The 16,239-nt window shown below is 54.7% G+C and carries 15 protein-coding genes; all 15 read left to right on the top strand.

The window, feature by feature from the left end; translation table 11 throughout:
- Positions 1–6 precede the first annotated feature (6 nt).
- The 15 genes from mutL to ACSZO4_RS00430 all read left to right on the top strand — a co-directional run bounded on the left by mutL (position 7) and on the right by ACSZO4_RS00430 (position 16,213).
- Positions 7–1,863 (top strand): DNA mismatch repair endonuclease MutL, encoded by a 1,857-nt coding sequence (gene mutL, locus ACSZO4_RS00500; RefSeq protein ID WP_437886872.1) that lies wholly within the window; start codon positions 7–9, stop codon positions 1,861–1,863.
- Positions 1,856–2,806: a tRNA (adenosine(37)-N6)-dimethylallyltransferase MiaA gene (miaA, locus tag ACSZO4_RS00495; protein WP_437886871.1), complete on the top strand. Its 951-nt coding sequence runs from the start codon at positions 1,856–1,858 to the stop codon at positions 2,804–2,806. Before mutL ends, miaA begins: the two co-directional genes overlap by 8 nt.
- A 96-nt stretch (positions 2,807–2,902) precedes the next feature.
- The gene (gene hfq, locus ACSZO4_RS00490) at positions 2,903–3,208 is read left to right on the top strand and encodes an RNA chaperone Hfq (protein ID WP_437886870.1); all 306 of its coding nucleotides are present in this window, start codon (positions 2,903–2,905) and stop codon (positions 3,206–3,208) included.
- 74 nt (positions 3,209–3,282) lie between these two features.
- Positions 3,283–4,563, top strand: a complete 1,281-nt coding sequence (hflX, locus tag ACSZO4_RS00485) for a ribosome rescue GTPase HflX (RefSeq protein WP_437886869.1) — start codon at positions 3,283–3,285, stop codon at positions 4,561–4,563.
- 81 nt (positions 4,564–4,644) lie between these two features.
- Complete coding sequence (gene hflK, locus ACSZO4_RS00480; RefSeq protein WP_437886868.1) at positions 4,645–5,910, top strand: FtsH protease activity modulator HflK; 1,266 nt, start codon at positions 4,645–4,647, stop codon at positions 5,908–5,910.
- A 2-nt stretch (positions 5,911–5,912) separates the two neighbouring features.
- The gene (gene hflC, locus ACSZO4_RS00475; RefSeq protein ID WP_437886867.1) at positions 5,913–6,917 is read left to right on the top strand and encodes a protease modulator HflC; all 1,005 of its coding nucleotides are present in this window, start codon (positions 5,913–5,915) and stop codon (positions 6,915–6,917) included.
- 74 nt (positions 6,918–6,991) lie between these two features.
- Entirely contained in the window at positions 6,992–7,189 is a 198-nt protein-coding gene (locus tag ACSZO4_RS00470; protein WP_437886866.1) for a DUF2065 domain-containing protein, read from the top strand.
- A 102-nt stretch (positions 7,190–7,291) separates the two neighbouring features.
- Positions 7,292–8,590 (top strand): adenylosuccinate synthase, encoded by a 1,299-nt coding sequence (locus ACSZO4_RS00465; RefSeq protein ID WP_437886865.1) that lies wholly within the window; start codon positions 7,292–7,294, stop codon positions 8,588–8,590.
- 149 nt (positions 8,591–8,739) lie between these two features.
- Entirely contained in the window at positions 8,740–9,165 is a 426-nt protein-coding gene (gene nsrR, locus ACSZO4_RS00460; protein ID WP_437886884.1) for a nitric oxide-sensing transcriptional repressor NsrR, read from the top strand.
- Positions 9,166–9,202: 37 nt separating this feature from the next.
- Entirely contained in the window at positions 9,203–11,635 is a 2,433-nt protein-coding gene (gene rnr / locus ACSZO4_RS00455; protein ID WP_437886864.1) for a ribonuclease R, read from the top strand.
- A 224-nt stretch (positions 11,636–11,859) separates the two neighbouring features.
- Positions 11,860–12,876 (top strand): D-cysteine desulfhydrase, encoded by a 1,017-nt coding sequence (locus tag ACSZO4_RS00450; protein WP_437886863.1) that lies wholly within the window; start codon positions 11,860–11,862, stop codon positions 12,874–12,876.
- Positions 12,869–13,594 carry an aspartate/glutamate racemase family protein gene (locus ACSZO4_RS00445; RefSeq protein ID WP_437886862.1) on the top strand — a complete coding sequence of 242 codons (726 nt, stop codon included), beginning with the start codon at positions 12,869–12,871 and terminating at the stop codon, positions 13,592–13,594. Before ACSZO4_RS00450 ends, ACSZO4_RS00445 begins: the two co-directional genes overlap by 8 nt.
- Before the next feature lie 74 nt (positions 13,595–13,668).
- Positions 13,669–14,670 carry a taurine ABC transporter substrate-binding protein gene (locus tag ACSZO4_RS00440; protein WP_437886861.1) on the top strand — a complete coding sequence of 334 codons (1,002 nt, stop codon included), beginning with the start codon at positions 13,669–13,671 and terminating at the stop codon, positions 14,668–14,670.
- Positions 14,667–15,437, top strand: a complete 771-nt coding sequence (locus ACSZO4_RS00435; RefSeq protein ID WP_437886860.1) for an ABC transporter permease — start codon at positions 14,667–14,669, stop codon at positions 15,435–15,437. The genes ACSZO4_RS00440 and ACSZO4_RS00435 overlap by 4 nt, the downstream gene beginning before the upstream one ends.
- Positions 15,437–16,213: an ABC transporter ATP-binding protein gene (locus ACSZO4_RS00430; protein ID WP_437886859.1), complete on the top strand. Its 777-nt coding sequence runs from the start codon at positions 15,437–15,439 to the stop codon at positions 16,211–16,213. Before ACSZO4_RS00435 ends, ACSZO4_RS00430 begins: the two co-directional genes overlap by 1 nt.
- Positions 16,214–16,239 lie beyond the last annotated feature (26 nt).

Genomic DNA, 16,239 nt, shown 5'->3' with positions numbered 1-16,239 from the left:
GCATTCATGCCAATTCAGGTTTTGCCGCCACAGCTTGCGAACCAAATAGCCGCGGGCGAAGTGGTGGAACGCCCTGCGTCGGTGGTGAAGGAACTGGTTGAAAACAGTCTTGATGCGGGAGCAACCCGTATCGACATTGATATTGAACGCGGTGGCGCGAAGCTCATTCGTATTCGCGATAACGGCTGCGGGATTAATAAAGAAGAGCTGGCGCTGGCGCTGGCTCGCCACGCCACCAGCAAGATCGCCTCGCTGGATGACCTGGAGGCGATCATCAGCCTCGGTTTTCGCGGCGAAGCCTTAGCCAGTATCAGCTCCGTTTCCCGTCTGATGCTTACCTCCCGTACTGCTGAACAGTCAGAAGCCTGGCAGGCTTATGCGGAAGGGCGTGATATGGCGGTGACTGTCAAACCGGCAGCTCATCCGGTTGGCACCACGCTGGAAGTGCTGGATCTCTTCTATAACACCCCCGCCCGGCGCAAATTTATGCGCACCGAAAAGACCGAATTTGCCCATATTGACGAAGTCGTGCGGCGGATTGCGCTGGCCCGTTTTGATGTGACCATTAATCTTAGCCACAACGGCAAAATGGTGCGCCAGTATCGTGCCGTTGCCCTGGGTGGGCAGAATGAGCGGCGGCTGGGGGCGATTTGCAGCACGGCATTTCTTGAAAAAGCGCTGGCGATAGAGTGGCAGCACGGGGATCTTGCCCTGCGCGGCTGGGTGGCGGAGCCGGGGGCGACCACGGCGGCTTTTGCCGAGATCCAGTACTGCTACGTGAATGGCCGCATGATGCGCGATCGACTAATTAACCATGCCATTCGCCAGGCCTGTGAAGATAAGCTGGGCGCCGATCAGCAACCTGCTTTTGTCCTCTATCTTTCGATCGATCCGCATCAGGTTGACGTCAACGTGCATCCGGCAAAACACGAGGTGCGTTTTCATCAGTCACGACTGGTGCATGACTTTATTTATCAGGGAGTGTTGAGTGTGCTGCAGCAGCAGGCCGACGCCTCCTTGCCGCTAACGGAAGAGGTTGCGCCCCGCGCCCTTCCGGAAAACCGGGTAGCGGCAGGACGTAACCAGTTCGCTGAGCCTGCGGCGGCGCGTGAACCTTCGGTGATGCGCGATTCGGCGGCGGCGGGGACTTACTCTGGCACTTCTGCACGAACGCCCACATGGCCAACGGCCCAGCCGGGTTATCAAAAACAGCAGGGCGCTCTTTACCGCCAGTTGCTGGACACGCCGCAGGGGAGTCGCCATAGCGGGGAGAACGTCACAAGCAGCTCCCCGGCGCTGGATGCCCATAGTCAGAGCTTTGGGCGGGTACTGACCATCGTCGCGCCTGAGTATGCGCTGCTGGAGCGTGATGGAAACGTGATGCTGCTGGCGCTGTCGGTGGCTGAACGCTGGCTAAGGCTGCGGCAGCTCTCCCCGGAAAATGGCCCGGTTGTTGGTCAACCGCTGTTGATCCCGGTGCGGCTGAAAGTGTCTGCGCAGGAGAGTGCAACCCTAAAACGGGCGCAGGGAGTACTGGCGGAAATGGGGGTGGAATTTGTCCCTGACGGTCAGCACATTACCTTGCGCGGCGTGCCTTTACCCTTACGCCAACAAAATTTACAAATCTTGATTCCTGAACTGATAGGCTACCTGGCGCAGCAGACAACGATTGATGCGGTGAATACAGCCCAATGGATTGCCCGCCAGCTGGCGAGTGAGCATAGCCAGTGGAGTATGGCGCAGGCCATTACCCTGTTGACCGACGTCGAACGCCTTTGTCCGCACCTGGTGAAAACACCGCCAGAGGGCCTGTTACAACCTGTTGATTTATCTATAGCAATGAATGCCCTGAACCATGAGTGATATCAGTAAGACTGGCCTGCCAAAGGCGATTTTTTTAATGGGGCCGACTGCCTCGGGTAAAACAGCGTTAGCCATTGAGTTACGTAAAGTTTTGCCAGTTGAGTTGATAAGCGTAGATTCCGCCCTTATCTATCAGGGGATGGACATCGGCACGGCGAAGCCGACTGCCGAAGAATTATGTGCGGCTCCCCATCGGCTTCTGGATATTCGTGATCCGGCCCAGGCGTATTCAGCGGCAGATTTTCGCCGTGACGCCCTGGCGCAAATGGATGAGATCACCGCCTCCGGGCGTATTCCGCTGTTGGTGGGGGGCACGATGCTCTACTTTAAGGCATTGCTGGAAGGGCTATCGCCGTTGCCTTGTGCCGATCCGACGGTACGAGCCGAAATTGAGAAACAAGCAGCAGAGCGTGGATGGGAAGCATTACATCAGCAGTTGCAGGCGATTGATCCTGTTGCGGCTGCGCGAATCCATCCAAATGATCCGCAAAGACTTTCCCGAGCACTGGAAGTTTTTTTCATTTCGGGTAAAACTTTAACAGATCTGACGCAAACGTCAGGAGACGCTCTGCCGTATCAGGTGTATCAGTTCGCCATCGCCCCGGCGAGCCGTGAACTGCTCCATCAGCGAATTGAGCAGCGTTTTCATCAGATGTTGGCTTCGGGTTTTGAAGCAGAAGTGCGGGCGCTATTTGCTCGCGGAGATTTGCATACGGACATGCCTTCCGTTCGTTGCGTGGGATACCGCCAGATGTGGTCATATCTTGTTGGCGAGATCTCATATGACGAAATGGTTTACAGAGGTATTTGCGCTACGAGGCAGTTAGCCAAGCGGCAGATAACCTGGTTGCGTGGTTGGGACGACGTTCACTGGTTAGACAGTGAAAAGCCGCAACAATCGTACAACGATGTGTTACAGGTTATTGGTGCTATCGCGGGTTGAGTGTGTACAATTAAGTGGAATCGTGCGCAAAATTTTACGCAGTTTTCAGAACTCCCGGGTTCTAAGTACAAAACAAGCATATAAGGAAAAGATAGAATGGCTAAGGGGCAATCTTTACAAGATCCGTTCCTGAACGCATTGCGTCGGGAACGTGTTCCAGTTTCAATTTATTTGGTGAATGGTATTAAGCTGCAAGGGCAAATTGAGTCTTTCGATCAGTTCGTGATCCTGTTGAAAAACACGGTCAGCCAGATGGTCTATAAGCATGCTATTTCCACTGTTGTTCCGTCTCGCCCGGTTTCTCATCACAGCAACAATGCCGGTGGCGGTACCAGCAGCAACTATCATCATGGTAGCAATGCTCAGGCGTCTGCTCAGCAAGACAGCGAAGAAACCGAATAAGGTTGATGGCTGTTATTCCATGCCGGGGAGCCAGGATTCTGAGTTCCCCGCTGGTATTTTAGGAGACTTTACGCTTGTTTGACCGTTATGAAGCCGGTGAGCAGGCGGTACTGGTACACATCTATTTTTCGCAAGACAAAGATATGGAAGACCTCCAGGAGTTTGAATCTCTGGTCTCTTCCGCTGGTGTCGAAGCAATGCAGGTGATTACTGGTAGCCGTAAAGCACCGCACCCCAAGTATTTTGTTGGTGAAGGTAAGGCTGTCGAAATTGCGGAAGCCGTAAAAGCGACAGGGGCTTCTGTTGTTTTATTTGATCACGCATTGAGTCCGGCTCAGGAACGTAATCTCGAACTTTTATGTGAATGCCGGGTGATTGATCGTACCGGTTTGATATTAGATATTTTTGCCCAACGTGCGCGTACCCATGAAGGTAAATTGCAGGTTGAGCTGGCGCAGTTGCGCCATTTGGCTACGCGCCTGGTGCGTGGCTGGACCCACCTTGAAAGACAAAAAGGCGGTATTGGTTTGCGTGGTCCGGGTGAAACCCAGCTCGAAACTGACCGTCGTTTACTGCGTAACCGTATTATGCAAATCCTCTCGCGGCTTGAGAAAGTGGAAAAGCAGCGTGAACAGGGACGCCGCTCGCGTACGAAAGCGGATATCCCAACGGTGTCGCTGGTGGGTTATACCAACGCCGGTAAATCTACCTTGTTTAATCAGATAACCGAGGCTCAGGTGTATGCGGCGGATCAATTATTCGCCACGCTTGATCCCACGTTGCGTCGTATCGATGTTGTCGACGTAGGTGAAACCGTGTTGGCGGATACCGTTGGGTTCATCCGCCATTTGCCACACGATTTAGTGGCCGCGTTTAAAGCGACGTTGCAGGAAACCCGGCAGGCGACGTTGCTGTTACATGTGATAGATGCCGCCGATGTGCGGTTGCAGGACAATATTGATGCTGTAAATGTTGTGCTCGAGGAAATCGATGCGCACGAAATCCCGACACTTCTGGTGATGAACAAAATCGATATGCTGGATGATTTTGAACCACGTATTGATCGGGATGAAGAGAACAAACCGATTCGGGTCTGGTTATCTGCCCAGACCGGAGTGGGCGTACCACTGTTATTCAGGGCTTTAACTGAGCGACTGTCTGGTGAGGTAGCGCAGCATACGTTGCGCTTACCGGCAAAAGAAGGTCGCCTGAGAAGTCGTTTTTATCAGCTTCAGGCCATCGAAAAAGAGTGGATGGAGGAAGACGGGAGTCTGGGCATGCAGGTGCGTATGCCGATTGTGGACTGGCGTCGACTCTGTAAGCAAGAACCGGCATTAGAGGACTACGTCGTCTGACCGGTTGGCCAGAAGGATTTTCCCCTTTGGGGTACCCAAAGCATAAAGGGTAAAACCGTATAACAAATATGGAGCACATACATGGCGTGGAATCAGCCCGGTAATAACGGACAAGACCGCGACCCGTGGGGAAGCAGCAAACCAGGCGGCAACTCTGAGGGAAATGGAAACAAAGGCGGTCGCGATCAGGGTCCTCCTGATCTGGATGATATTTTCCGCAAGCTGAGCAAAAAGCTCGGCGGTCTGGGCGGTGGTAAAGGCACGGGGTCTGGCGGTGGAAGTCAGCAACCTTCCGGCCCACGCGCCCACATTGGCGGACGTATCGTTAGCATAGCTGCTGCGGCGGTCGTGATTATCTGGGCTGCCAGTGGGTTCTACACCATCAAAGAAGCCGAGCGCGGCGTCGTGACGCGTTTTGGTAAGTTCAGTCATCTGGTTCAACCAGGCCTGAACTGGAAACCGACGTTCGTCGATAACGTGACGGCGGTAAACGTTGAATCCGTGCGTGAGCTGGCGGCCTCTGGCGTGATGCTGACCTCTGATGAGAACGTCGTACGCGTTGAAATGAACGTACAGTACCGTGTGACCGATCCGGAACGTTATCTGTTTAGCGTGACCAGCGCCGACGACAGCCTGCGTCAGGCGACGGACAGCGCATTGCGTGGCGTTATCGGTAAATACACGATGGATCGCATCCTCACCGAGGGCCGTACCGTTATTCGTAGCGATACCCAGCGTGAGCTGGAAGAAACCATTCGTCCATACAACATGGGTATTACCCTGCTGGACGTCAACTTCCAGACTGCGCGTCCGCCTGAAGAAGTGAAAGCCGCGTTTGATGATGCGATTGCTGCCCGTGAAAACGAACAGCAATACATTCGTGAAGCTGAAGCCTACATCAACGAAGTGCAGCCACGTGCCAACGGTCAGGCGCAGCGTATTCTGGAAGAAGCGCGCGCGTATAAGACTCAGACCGTGCTGGAAGCTCAGGGTGAAGTGGCCCGCTTTGCCCGGCTCCTGCCTGAGTATAAGGCTGCGCCGCAAATTACCCGCGAACGTCTTTATATCGAGACCATGGAAAAAGTGCTGAGCCATACGCGCAAAGTGCTGGTTAACGATAAAGGCGGCAACCTGATGGTTCTCCCGCTCGATCAGATGTTGAAAGGGGGTAACGCACCGGCGGTAAAGAGTGATAGCAGTGGCGCAAATAATCTCCTGCGCCTGCCGCCTGCATCGTCTTCCGGCTCAAGCGGCGCAAGTACAACTTCGTCCTCCAGCCAGGGCGATATCATGGACCAACGCCGCGCCAACGCGCAGCGTAACGACTACCAGCGTCAGGGGGAATAACGATGCGTAAGTCAGTTATTGCGATCATTGTTATCGCGCTGGTTGTGCTCTATACCTCGATTTTTGTCGTGAAAGAGGGTGAGCGCGGAATCAAGTTCCAGTTCAGCAGCGTCGTGCGTGATGGTGACAAAAAACCGGTCATTTATGAGCCAGGCCTGCACTTTAAAGTTCCGTTTATTCAGTCCGTGAAAACGCTCGACGCACGTATCCAGACCATGGATAACCAGGCCGATCGTTTCGTGACCAAAGAGAAGAAAGACCTCATCGTCGACTCTTACATCAAGTGGCGCATCAGTGATTTCAGCCGTTACTTCCTGGCAACGGGCGGTGGTGATGTTTCTCAGGCGGAAGTCCTGCTGAAACGTAAATTCTCTGACCGTCTGCGTTCTGAAATTGGTCGTCTGGATGTGAAAGATATCGTTACCGACTCGCGTGGTCGTCTGACGCTGGAAGTCCGCGATGCTCTGAACTCCGGTTCCGCAGGTACCGAAGATGAAGTGGCGACGCCGGCCGCGGATGACGCTATTGCTAAAGCGGCTGAGCTTGTTCAGGCGGAAACCAACGGCAAAGTGCCGGTGATTAACCCGAACAGTATGGCGGCATTAGGTATTGAAGTGGTGGACGTGCGTATCAAGCAAATCAACCTGCCAACTGAAGTGTCGGAAGCGATCTTCAACCGTATGCGTGCCGAGCGTGAAGCGGTTGCCCGTCGCCACCGTTCTCAGGGTCAGGAAGAGGCGGAAAAACTGCGCGCTACTGCCGATTACGAAGTCACCAAAACGCTGGCTGAATCTGAGCGTCAGGGCCGAATCCTGCGTGGTGAAGGTGATGCTGAAGCCGCGAAGTTGTTCGCCGATGCCTTTAGCCAGGATCCTGACTTCTATGCCTTTATCCGTAGCCTGCGCGCATACGAAAGCAGCTTCCAGAGTAATCAGGACGTGATGGTGCTCAGCCCGGATAGCGACTTCTTCCGTTATATGAAGTCACCGACCTCAGCTAACCGCTAAACTGATTTAAGCAGTTTCTATCTAAAACCACCGGCTCTTTTAAGAGCGGTGGTTTTCTTTTTATAAGGACAACAATGAACGCAACAATCTGGCTGGCACTGGCCCTCGTTCTGGTGCTTGAAGGTCTGGGTCCGATGCTATATCCGCGTGCATGGCGTCGAATGATCGCCACCATGAGCACTCTTCCGGACAATATCCTGCGTCGCTTTGGCGGCGGGCTTGTGGTTGCCGGCATTGTTATCTACTACATGTTGAGGAAAACGATTGGCTGATCAAAAAATGGGCGTATTTGCCTTGATTTGGGTACAAAAAGTGCTGTCTATCTGAAAATCCGATGGTAGAATCCATTTTTAAGCAAACGGTGATTTTGAAAAATGGGTAACAACGTCGTCGTACTGGGCACCCAATGGGGTGACGAAGGTAAAGGGAAGATTGTTGATCTTCTGACTGAACGGGCTAAATATGTTGTACGCTACCAGGGCGGTCACAACGCAGGCCATACTCTCGTAATCAACGGTGAAAAAACCGTCCTCCATCTGATTCCATCAGGTATTCTCCGCGAAAACGTCACCAGCATCATCGGCAACGGTGTTGTGCTGTCTCCGGCTGCGCTGATGAAAGAGATGAAAGGTCTGGAAGACCGTGGTATCCCGGTTCGTGAACGCCTGCTGTTGTCCGAAGCGTGCCCGCTGATCCTTGATTATCATGTGGCGCTGGACGTAGCGCGTGAAAAAGCGCGCGGTTCTAAAGCTATCGGCACTACCGGTCGTGGTATTGGGCCTGCTTATGAAGATAAAGTAGCTCGTCGTGGCCTGCGTGTAGGCGACCTGTTCGACAAAGCAACCTTTGCTGACAAACTGAAAGAAGTGATGGAATATCACAACTTCCAGCTGGTGAACTTCTACAAAGCAGAAGCGGTTGACTACCAGAAAGTGCTGGACGATGTGATGGCGATTGCCGACATCCTGACCGCGATGGTGGTTGATGTTTCCGATCTGCTGGATCAGGCACGTATTCGCGGCGACTTCGTCATGTTCGAAGGCGCACAGGGTACGCTGCTGGATATCGACCACGGTACTTATCCGTACGTAACCTCCTCCAACACCACTGCAGGTGGCGTGGCAACCGGCTCCGGCCTGGGTCCGCGTTATGTCGATTACGTTCTGGGTATCATCAAAGCTTACTCCACTCGCGTGGGTGCTGGTCCGTTCCCGACTGAACTGTTTGATGACATCGGCGAGTTCCTGTGCAAGCAGGGTAATGAATTTGGCGCGACTACCGGTCGTCGTCGTCGTACCGGCTGGCTGGATATCGTTGCGATTCGTCGTGCCGTACAGATTAACTCCCTGTCTGGTTTCTGCCTGACCAAGCTCGACGTGCTGGATGGCCTGAAAGAAGTGAAAATCTGCGTCGGTTACCGTATGCCTGATGGCCGCGAAGTGACCACCACTCCGCTGGCGGCAGACAACTGGGAAGGTATTGAGCCGATTTATGAATCAATGCCTGGCTGGTCTGAAAGCACCTTTGGTGTGAAAACGCGTGATGGTCTGCCGCAAACCGCGCTGGACTACATCAAACGTATTGAAGAACTGACTGGCGTGCCGATCGATATCATCTCTACCGGCCCGGATCGTACTGAAACTATGATCCTGCGCGACCCGTTCGACGCGTAATGTTCTCAGGGGCTTGCCTGGCAGGCCCCGTTCTCCTCGCTTTTTTCCCCTTCAGTTCAAATAAATTAGTGGCATTCCTGCTGGCTGGTTTATCATCAATAGAGTCAATACCTGCGGGTATATCTCTTTCCCCTGTTTCTGAGGTTGATGTGCAGTTAACGAGCTTCACCGATTACGGATTACGTGCGTTGATTTATATGGCGTCATTGCCAGAAGGGAAAATGACGAATATCACCGAAGTCACTGAGATTTATGGTGTGTCCCGTAATCATATGGTCAAAATAATCAATCAACTTAGTCGTGAAGGCTACGTGATGGCTGTCAGGGGAAAAAACGGTGGCATCCGTCTGGGCAGAGCCGCCAGGGACATTTGTATTGGTGATGTCGTGCGTGACCTGGAACCGCTGTCGCTTGTGAATTGCAGCAGCGAATTTTGCCATATTACTTCCGCCTGCCGCCTCAAGCAGGCGCTTTCAAAGGCTGTGCAGAGTTTCCTTAAGGAACTGGATAACTACACGCTGGCCGATCTGGTTGAAGAGAATCAACCGCTTTACAAATTATTGCTGGTGGACTGAAAAAATCGCCATCAGAGATGACTACGGAGGAACCGCTATGTCACACGATCCTTTCCTTGAACGCGAAGCTGAAAAATATTCCAATCCTATCCCCAGCCGCGAATTCATTCTTGAACACCTCACCAAACGTGAAAAACCAGCCAGTCGCGATGAACTGGCCGTTGAACTCAATATTGAAGGCGAAGAACAACAAGAGGCTCTTCGTCGCCGCCTGCGCGCCATGGAACGTGACGGGCAACTGGTCTTTACCCGCCGTCAGTGCTATGCCCTGCCAGAGCGTCTTGACCTGCTAAAAGGTATTGTCATTGGTCACCGCGATGGTTTCGGTTTCCTGCGTGTTGAAGGGCGCAAAGACGATCTGTATCTCTCCAGCGAACAGATGAAAATGTGCATGCACGGCGACCAGATCCTCGCCCAGCCGCTGGGAGCCGATCGTAAAGGTCGTCGCGAAGCTCGTGTTGTACGCATCCTGGAGCCGAAAACCGGGCAAATTGTGGGCCGCTACTTTACCGATGCGGGCGTGGGCTTTGTCGTCCCGGATGACAGCCGCCTGAGCTTTGACATTCTGGTGCCGCCGGAAGAGACAATGGGAGCGCGCATGGGCTTTGTGGTGGTGGTCGAACTGACCCAACGCCCGACCCGCCGCACCAAAGCCATCGGTAAAATCGTTGAGGTGCTGGGCGATAATATGGGCACCGGCATGGCCGTTGATATGGCGCTGCGCACCCATGAAATTCCGTATGTCTGGCCGCCTGAAGTTGAAAAACAGATTGCGAGCCTGAAAGAGCAGGTGCCGGAAGAAGCGAAAATAGGCCGCGTCGATTTGCGCGACCTGCCGCTGGTGACCATTGATGGTGAAGACGCTCGCGACTTCGATGACGCCGTCTATTGTGAGAAGAAACGCGGCGGTGGCTGGCGTTTATGGGTAGCCATTGCCGACGTCAGCTATTACGTTCGCCCGCCGACCGCGCTGGATGCCGAAGCCCGCAGCCGCGGAACCTCGGTCTATTTCCCGTCGCAGGTTGTCCCGATGCTGCCGGAAGTGCTCTCGAACGGTCTGTGTTCCCTCAACCCGCAGGTCGATCGTCTGTGCATGGTCTGTGAAATGACCATTTCAGCCAAAGGTCGCCTGACGAGCTACACGTTCTACGAAGCGGTTATGAGCTCCCATGCGCGTCTGACCTACACTAAAGTGTGGCACATGTTGCAGGGCGATCAGGAACTGCGTGAGCAGTATGCTCCTTTGGTGAAGCATATCGAAGAGCTGCATAATCTCTACAAAGTGCTGGACGCATCTCGTGCTGAACGCGGTGGGATCTCGTTTGAAAGCGAAGAAGCGAAGTTTATTTTCAACGCGGAACGTCGCATCGAACGCATTGAACAGACCCAGCGTAACGATGCCCACAAGCTTATCGAAGAGTGCATGATCCTCGCCAATATCTCGGCTGCGCGTTATGTCGAAAAAGAGAAAGAACCTGCGCTGTTCCGTATTCACGACAAGCCAACCACCGAAGCGATTACCTCCTTCCGCACCGTCCTGGCGGAGCTGGGTCTGGAGCTGCCCGGCGGTAACAAACCGGAGCCAGCGGATTATGCCGCCTTGCTGGAGTCCATCGCTGACCGTCCCGATCATGAGATGCTGCAAACCATGCTGCTGCGCTCAATGAAACAGGCCGTCTATGACCCGGAAAACCGCGGTCACTTTGGTCTGGCATTGCAATCCTATGCGCACTTTACCTCGCCTATTCGCCGTTACCCGGATCTGTCGCTGCATCGCGCCATCAAATATCTGCTGGCGAAAGATGAGGGCCACACAGGCAACTCGACCGATACCGGCGGCTGGCACTACAGCCTGGAAGAGATGCTGCAACTGGGTCAGCACTGTTCAATGACCGAACGTCGCGCTGACGAAGCCACCCGCGAAGTCTCGGACTGGCTGAAGTGCGACTTTATGCAGGATCAGGTGGGCAATATCTTCCCTGGCGTGATTGCCAGCGTGACCGGTTTTGGCTTCTTTGTGCGTCTGACGGATCTGTTTATCGACGGCCTGGTGCATGTTTCCTCGCTGGATAACGACTACTACCGCTTTGACCAGGTGGGCCAGCGTCTGATTGGCGAGTCCGGCGGCCAGACTTATCGGCTGGGCGATCGGGTGGAAGTGAAGGTGGAAGCCGTCAATATGGACGAGCGTAAAATCGACTTCTCGCTGATCTCCAGCGAACGTGGTCCGCGCAACGTGGGTAAAACCGCACGTGATAACGCGAAGAAAGGCAGCGGCGCCAAACCTGCGGGTAAACGCCGCCAGACAGGTAAGAAAGTGAACTTCGAGCCCGACAGCGAATTTCGTAAAGCGAAAGGCCCTGCGAAACCGAAGAAAGAAAAAAGCGTGAAAAAACCGTCGACGAAAACCCAAAAAATCGCCGCGGCAACCAAAGCTAAGCGCGCAGCTAAAAAGAAAATCGCAGACTAATTCGCGCTTATTTCTCCACTCATATAACCCTCCGGCCTGCCGGGGGGTTATTCTTTTTCAACGTATTATATTCCCGTGCGTAATAGCGACGGCCTTCCGGACGTTTATTTTCCTGACTTAGCTTAAAACCGCAAAACGATATTTAGTATTGGTGATTAGCCGCCAGAGCCTGATGTGTATAGTGACTTCCCATCAGCGACTCATTTATTTAGCAAGGAGCGGTTATGCATCTGGCGCGTTTTCCCCGACTTTCTCTCGGACATTTTCCAACCCCTCTGGAACCCCTGAATAATCTTTCGGCATTACTCGGTGGGCCGAAAATATGGATCAAGCGTGATGATGCGACGGGTCTGGCAAGCGGCGGTAATAAAACCCGCAAACTGGAATTTCTGCTCGCTGACGCGCTGGAGAAAAAAGCCGATGTGATTATTACCCAGGGCGCGACGCAATCTAACCATGTACGCCAGACCATTGCCGGCGCGGCGAAACTGGGCCTGGCCGCAAAAGTACTGCTCGAAAAGCGCGTCACCGATTTCGGTGAAGATTATCAGCGTTCCGGTAACGTGCTGCTCGATGAGCTGCTCGGCGGCGAAATTGTGGCGCATCTGCCGGGCGGCACCGATATGCAGCAGGCAATGGAAGAGTATGCCTTTGAGCTGCGTGAGCAGGGGCATAACCCATATATCATCCCTGGCGGCGGCTCCAACCCCATTGGCGCGCTGGGCTATGTAGCCTGTGCCGAAGAGCTGCTTTATCAGTCTTCACAACTGCGTCTGCGCATTGACCATGTGGTGCACGCCACTGGCAGTACAGGTACTCAGGCAGGACTGGTTGCCGGATTTACTGCGACGAACAGCCAGGTTCCTGTGTTAGGGATTAGCGTTCGTGCGCCAAAAGCGAAGCAGGAAGAGAACGTCTGGAATCTGGCTTCACGGACTCTGGCGCTGCTCGGCGTTGCAGGTGAATTACCTCGTGAAGCGGTGGTGGCGAACAGTGACTATGTGGGTGACGGCTACGGTTTACCGACCGACAGCATGCTGGAAGCGCTCACGCTCTTTGCCCGTCATGAAGGTATTTTGCTGGATCCGGTCTATTCCGGGAAAGGCGCTGCCGGGCTTATCGATCTGATCCGCAAAGGCCACTTTGCCAGGGATGAGAACGTGGTGTTTATCCATACCGGTGGCTCCGTCGGTCTGTTTGGCTATCGTCAGGTGCTTGAAGGGCAATCCCGCCATGGCTAAGCCCTTTTTACTTGGCGTGCTGGGCGGCATGGGGCCGCTCGCCACCCTCGATTTTCAGCACAAATTGCTCGATGCCACAGCGGCGCAGAGCGATCAACAGCATCTGCCGTCGGTGGTGTGGAATGTGCCGCAGATAGCTGATCGGCAAAAGGCGCTGGCAGGAACAGGTCCGTCGCCATTACCGCAACTGCTGCACGGTATCGAAAAACTGAATCAGGCAGGCGCGAGCCATATTGTTATCCCCTGCAATACCGCGCATCACTGGTATTCCCAGCTTAGCGCCGCCAGCGATGCCCCCATTTTGCATATTGTGGATGCTACGGTGGAGGCGTTAGTGCAAACGGCAAAAAAACCGCAGCGCGTGGGCATCATTGCCACCAAAGGCACGCTGGATGCGGGCTGGTTCCAGCAGCGCCTTGCCGGACTGGGTATTGAATCCATCACGCCCGATGAAGACGAGCTGGCGCAATGGTTTGTGCCCGGCTGCTATGCCGTCAAGCGCGGGCAACTGGCTGAGGGCGGAGAACTGCTCTCTTTACAGGCACAGGCACTACTGGCGAGGGGCGCGCAGCAGCTCATTCTCGCCTGCACGGAAGTCCCGCCCGCGCTACGCGCCGTGGACGCGCCGTTCCTGTCACTCACTTATGATCCCGCACAATCGCTGGCCGAACGATGTTCCCGCCTCTGGCAGGACTATCGCCTCACTCAACTGGCATAAACAACGCACGTAAATCGCATATTTTCTCCTGCTTTGTGGGAGAGATGGCACGCATTCACCGCAAGGAAAAATAAATGAAAAAAACGCTCGGAATATTACTCGCCGCTGGCAGCCTGTGGTCCAGTATCAGTATGGCCGCCACACCTGAGGAAGTTCGCGTCGCTTACAGCGGCGGCTCGCAGGTATTAATGCTGGCCAAAGCAGACGGCGCTCTGGATAAAGCTTTAAACAGCAAGGTGAAGTGGGTGCAATTTGCCTCCGGTGCCGATGCGCTTAATTATTTCGCCAGTAACGCCATTGATATTGCCAATTTTGGCTCCAGCCCGGCGACCGCAGGCATTGTGCGCAAATTACCGGTAGAAATTATTGGCGTTTCCGGGGTGATTGCCAGTTATGAGCGCCTGATTGGCAAAGAGGGGATTACCAGCATTAAAGATATTGAGGGTAAACGCGTGGCCTATCCGCCAAATTCGACTGCGCAATATGCGCTGGAGGCGGCAATTAGCGTCAACAAACTGGATCGCAGCAAAATTACCCTGCTTCCACTGCGCCCGGCAGAAATGGTGGCGGCCTGGAAACGGGGTGACATTGACGCGGGCTACGTCTGGGCTCCCTTTGCTCAGGAGCTGGAGTCTTCGGGCGGTCATCAGGTCTTTGCCACTAAGGATCTGCAGAAAGACGGTTACCTGATTTACAACAACTACGTGGTGCGCAAAGCCTTTGCCGAACAATACCCGGAAGCGGTGACGGCTTTCCTGCGCGTGCATCAGCAGAAAGTAGACGAATTCAAACAAGATCCGGAAAAAGCCGCCGCTATTGTCGCCAAAGAAGTCGGCGCGCCGGTGACCACTGCCGCGAACACGCTGGGTGGGCTTGAGTATCCAACGCTTGCCGATCAAGGCACGGCGGCCTGGCTGGGGAACGGTACAGATACGACCCATAGCGGTATCGGCAAAGCCCTGACCAAAACCTCTCATTTCCTCGCCGGCATTGGCGAAATTCGGCAGCGTGATATTCCGGATAACTGGGATACCGCGATTGATTCCCGCTACATCCGGGAAGCGGCGGCAAAATGAGATTAGGTCAGCATATCGCCATCAGCGTGCTGTCGGTGGCGGTTTTCTTTGCACTCTGGCAACTGGCGGCCACCCGGCAATGGGTGGATCCGCTGCTGCTGCCGTCGCTTACTGATATTGGCATTACGGCGCAGGAGCTGCTGGCAGACGGCTACCGGCAGGTACCGCTGTGGCAGCACGTGGCGGTGAGCCTTGCCCGCGCGTTGAGCGCCTTTGCGGTGGCGATTGCGCTGGGCATCCCTCTGGGGCTGCTGATGGGGCTTTCTCCCGGCTTGTCTGCGGTGCTCAATCCCTTTGTGCAGTTCCTGCGACCGCTACCAAAAATTGCCTTGATCCCTCTGGCGGTGGTGTGGCTGGGAATTGGTGAAGCCTCGAAGTTTTTCCTGATCTTTATCGCCACTTTTCTGAGCGTGGTGGTTGGCGCATCGGCGGCGGTGGAACGGATTGGGCGTGCCAGGATCCGCGTGGCGCAGACGCTGGGGGCGTCAAAAGGGCAGATTTTCCTGCGGGTGGTGCTGCCGGATGCTCTGCCCGATCTGTTCACCACCGTCAGGCTATCGATAGGTATTGGCTGGACGTCGCTGATTGCGGCGGAGATGGTGGCCGCCAGTTCGGGGCTTGGCTGGATGGTGATTAACGCCAGCTCTTATCTGCGCACCGATATCGTCATGCTCGGCATTCTGCTGCTTGGCGGTACGGGTTATCTGTTGGATTTATTACTGCTGGGACTGCAACGTCTGTTTGTCCCGTGGGCGGGGAAAGAATAATGAGTGCTATAGCGCTTGAAAATGTGTCTCTCTCGTTTGCGGCAAAACCGCAGCCGTTCAGGGTGCTGGAGGAGATCAACCTGACGCTGGATAAAGGGGAATTTGTGGTGCTGCTGGGGCCGTCCGGCTGCGGTAAGTCGACCATTCTCAATCTGGTTGCAGGATTCACAAAGCCTGATAGCGGCCAGGTGCTGGCAACCGGCAGGCCGGTACAACAGCCAGGGCCGGAGCGCGGCATGATCTTCCAGCAGCCAAACTTGTTTCCGTGGCTGTCGGTGCTGGATAACGTCACTTTCGGCCCGCGTCTGGGCCGCTATCAAAAAGCGGAAGTTAACGCGCGGGCGCTGGACTGGCTGGAACGCGTGGGGCTTAAAGGTTTTGAACATCATGCGCCCTGGCAGCTCTCCGGCGGCATGAAGCAGCGTGTGGCGCTGGCCCGCGCCTGGCTGCCGGAGCCGGAAGTTCTGCTGCTGGATGAACCCTTCGGCGCGCTGGATGCGCAAACTCGCCTTATGATGCAGGAGTTGCTGCGTGAGGCCTGGCTTGCCACCGGCACCACGCTGTTGTTTGTCACCCACGATGTGGAAGAGGCGCTGTTTCTGGCCGACCGCATCCTGGTGATGTCGGCCAAACCCGGAAAAATCGTCGAAGAGATTGTCCTGCCCTTTGATCGCGAGCGTGATATTGAAACCCTCGCAGAGCATCCGGGCTACGGCGAAATCAAACAGCGGGTATTACATCGGGTGCGCCAGGAGGCGAAACGTCATCTTAGTTGATTCGATCTGGGGCGTCTGTCGGTTAT

The organism is Phytobacter sp. V91, from assembly GCF_965644225.1.
Classification (GTDB): Bacteria; Pseudomonadota; Gammaproteobacteria; order Enterobacterales; family Enterobacteriaceae; genus CBFFRJ01.
This window is presented reverse-complemented; position numbering and strand designations above follow the sequence as displayed.

Coding starts and splice junctions, on each gene's coding strand:
- mutL (WP_437886872.1), top strand. CDS start 7: ATGCCAATTCAGGTTTTGCCGCCACAGCTTGCGAACCAAATAGCCGCG.
- miaA (WP_437886871.1), top strand. CDS start 1,856: ATGAGTGATATCAGTAAGACTGGCCTGCCAAAGGCGATTTTTTTAATG.
- hfq (WP_437886870.1), top strand. CDS start 2,903: ATGGCTAAGGGGCAATCTTTACAAGATCCGTTCCTGAACGCATTGCGT.
- hflK (WP_437886868.1), top strand. CDS start 4,645: ATGGCGTGGAATCAGCCCGGTAATAACGGACAAGACCGCGACCCGTGG.
- hflC (WP_437886867.1), top strand. CDS start 5,913: ATGCGTAAGTCAGTTATTGCGATCATTGTTATCGCGCTGGTTGTGCTC.
- ACSZO4_RS00470 (WP_437886866.1), top strand. CDS start 6,992: ATGAACGCAACAATCTGGCTGGCACTGGCCCTCGTTCTGGTGCTTGAA.
- ACSZO4_RS00465 (WP_437886865.1), top strand. CDS start 7,292: ATGGGTAACAACGTCGTCGTACTGGGCACCCAATGGGGTGACGAAGGT.
- rnr (WP_437886864.1), top strand. CDS start 9,203: ATGTCACACGATCCTTTCCTTGAACGCGAAGCTGAAAAATATTCCAAT.
- ACSZO4_RS00450 (WP_437886863.1), top strand. CDS start 11,860: ATGCATCTGGCGCGTTTTCCCCGACTTTCTCTCGGACATTTTCCAACC.
- ACSZO4_RS00445 (WP_437886862.1), top strand. CDS start 12,869: ATGGCTAAGCCCTTTTTACTTGGCGTGCTGGGCGGCATGGGGCCGCTC.
- ACSZO4_RS00440 (WP_437886861.1), top strand. CDS start 13,669: ATGAAAAAAACGCTCGGAATATTACTCGCCGCTGGCAGCCTGTGGTCC.
- ACSZO4_RS00435 (WP_437886860.1), top strand. CDS start 14,667: ATGAGATTAGGTCAGCATATCGCCATCAGCGTGCTGTCGGTGGCGGTT.
- ACSZO4_RS00430 (WP_437886859.1), top strand. CDS start 15,437: ATGAGTGCTATAGCGCTTGAAAATGTGTCTCTCTCGTTTGCGGCAAAA.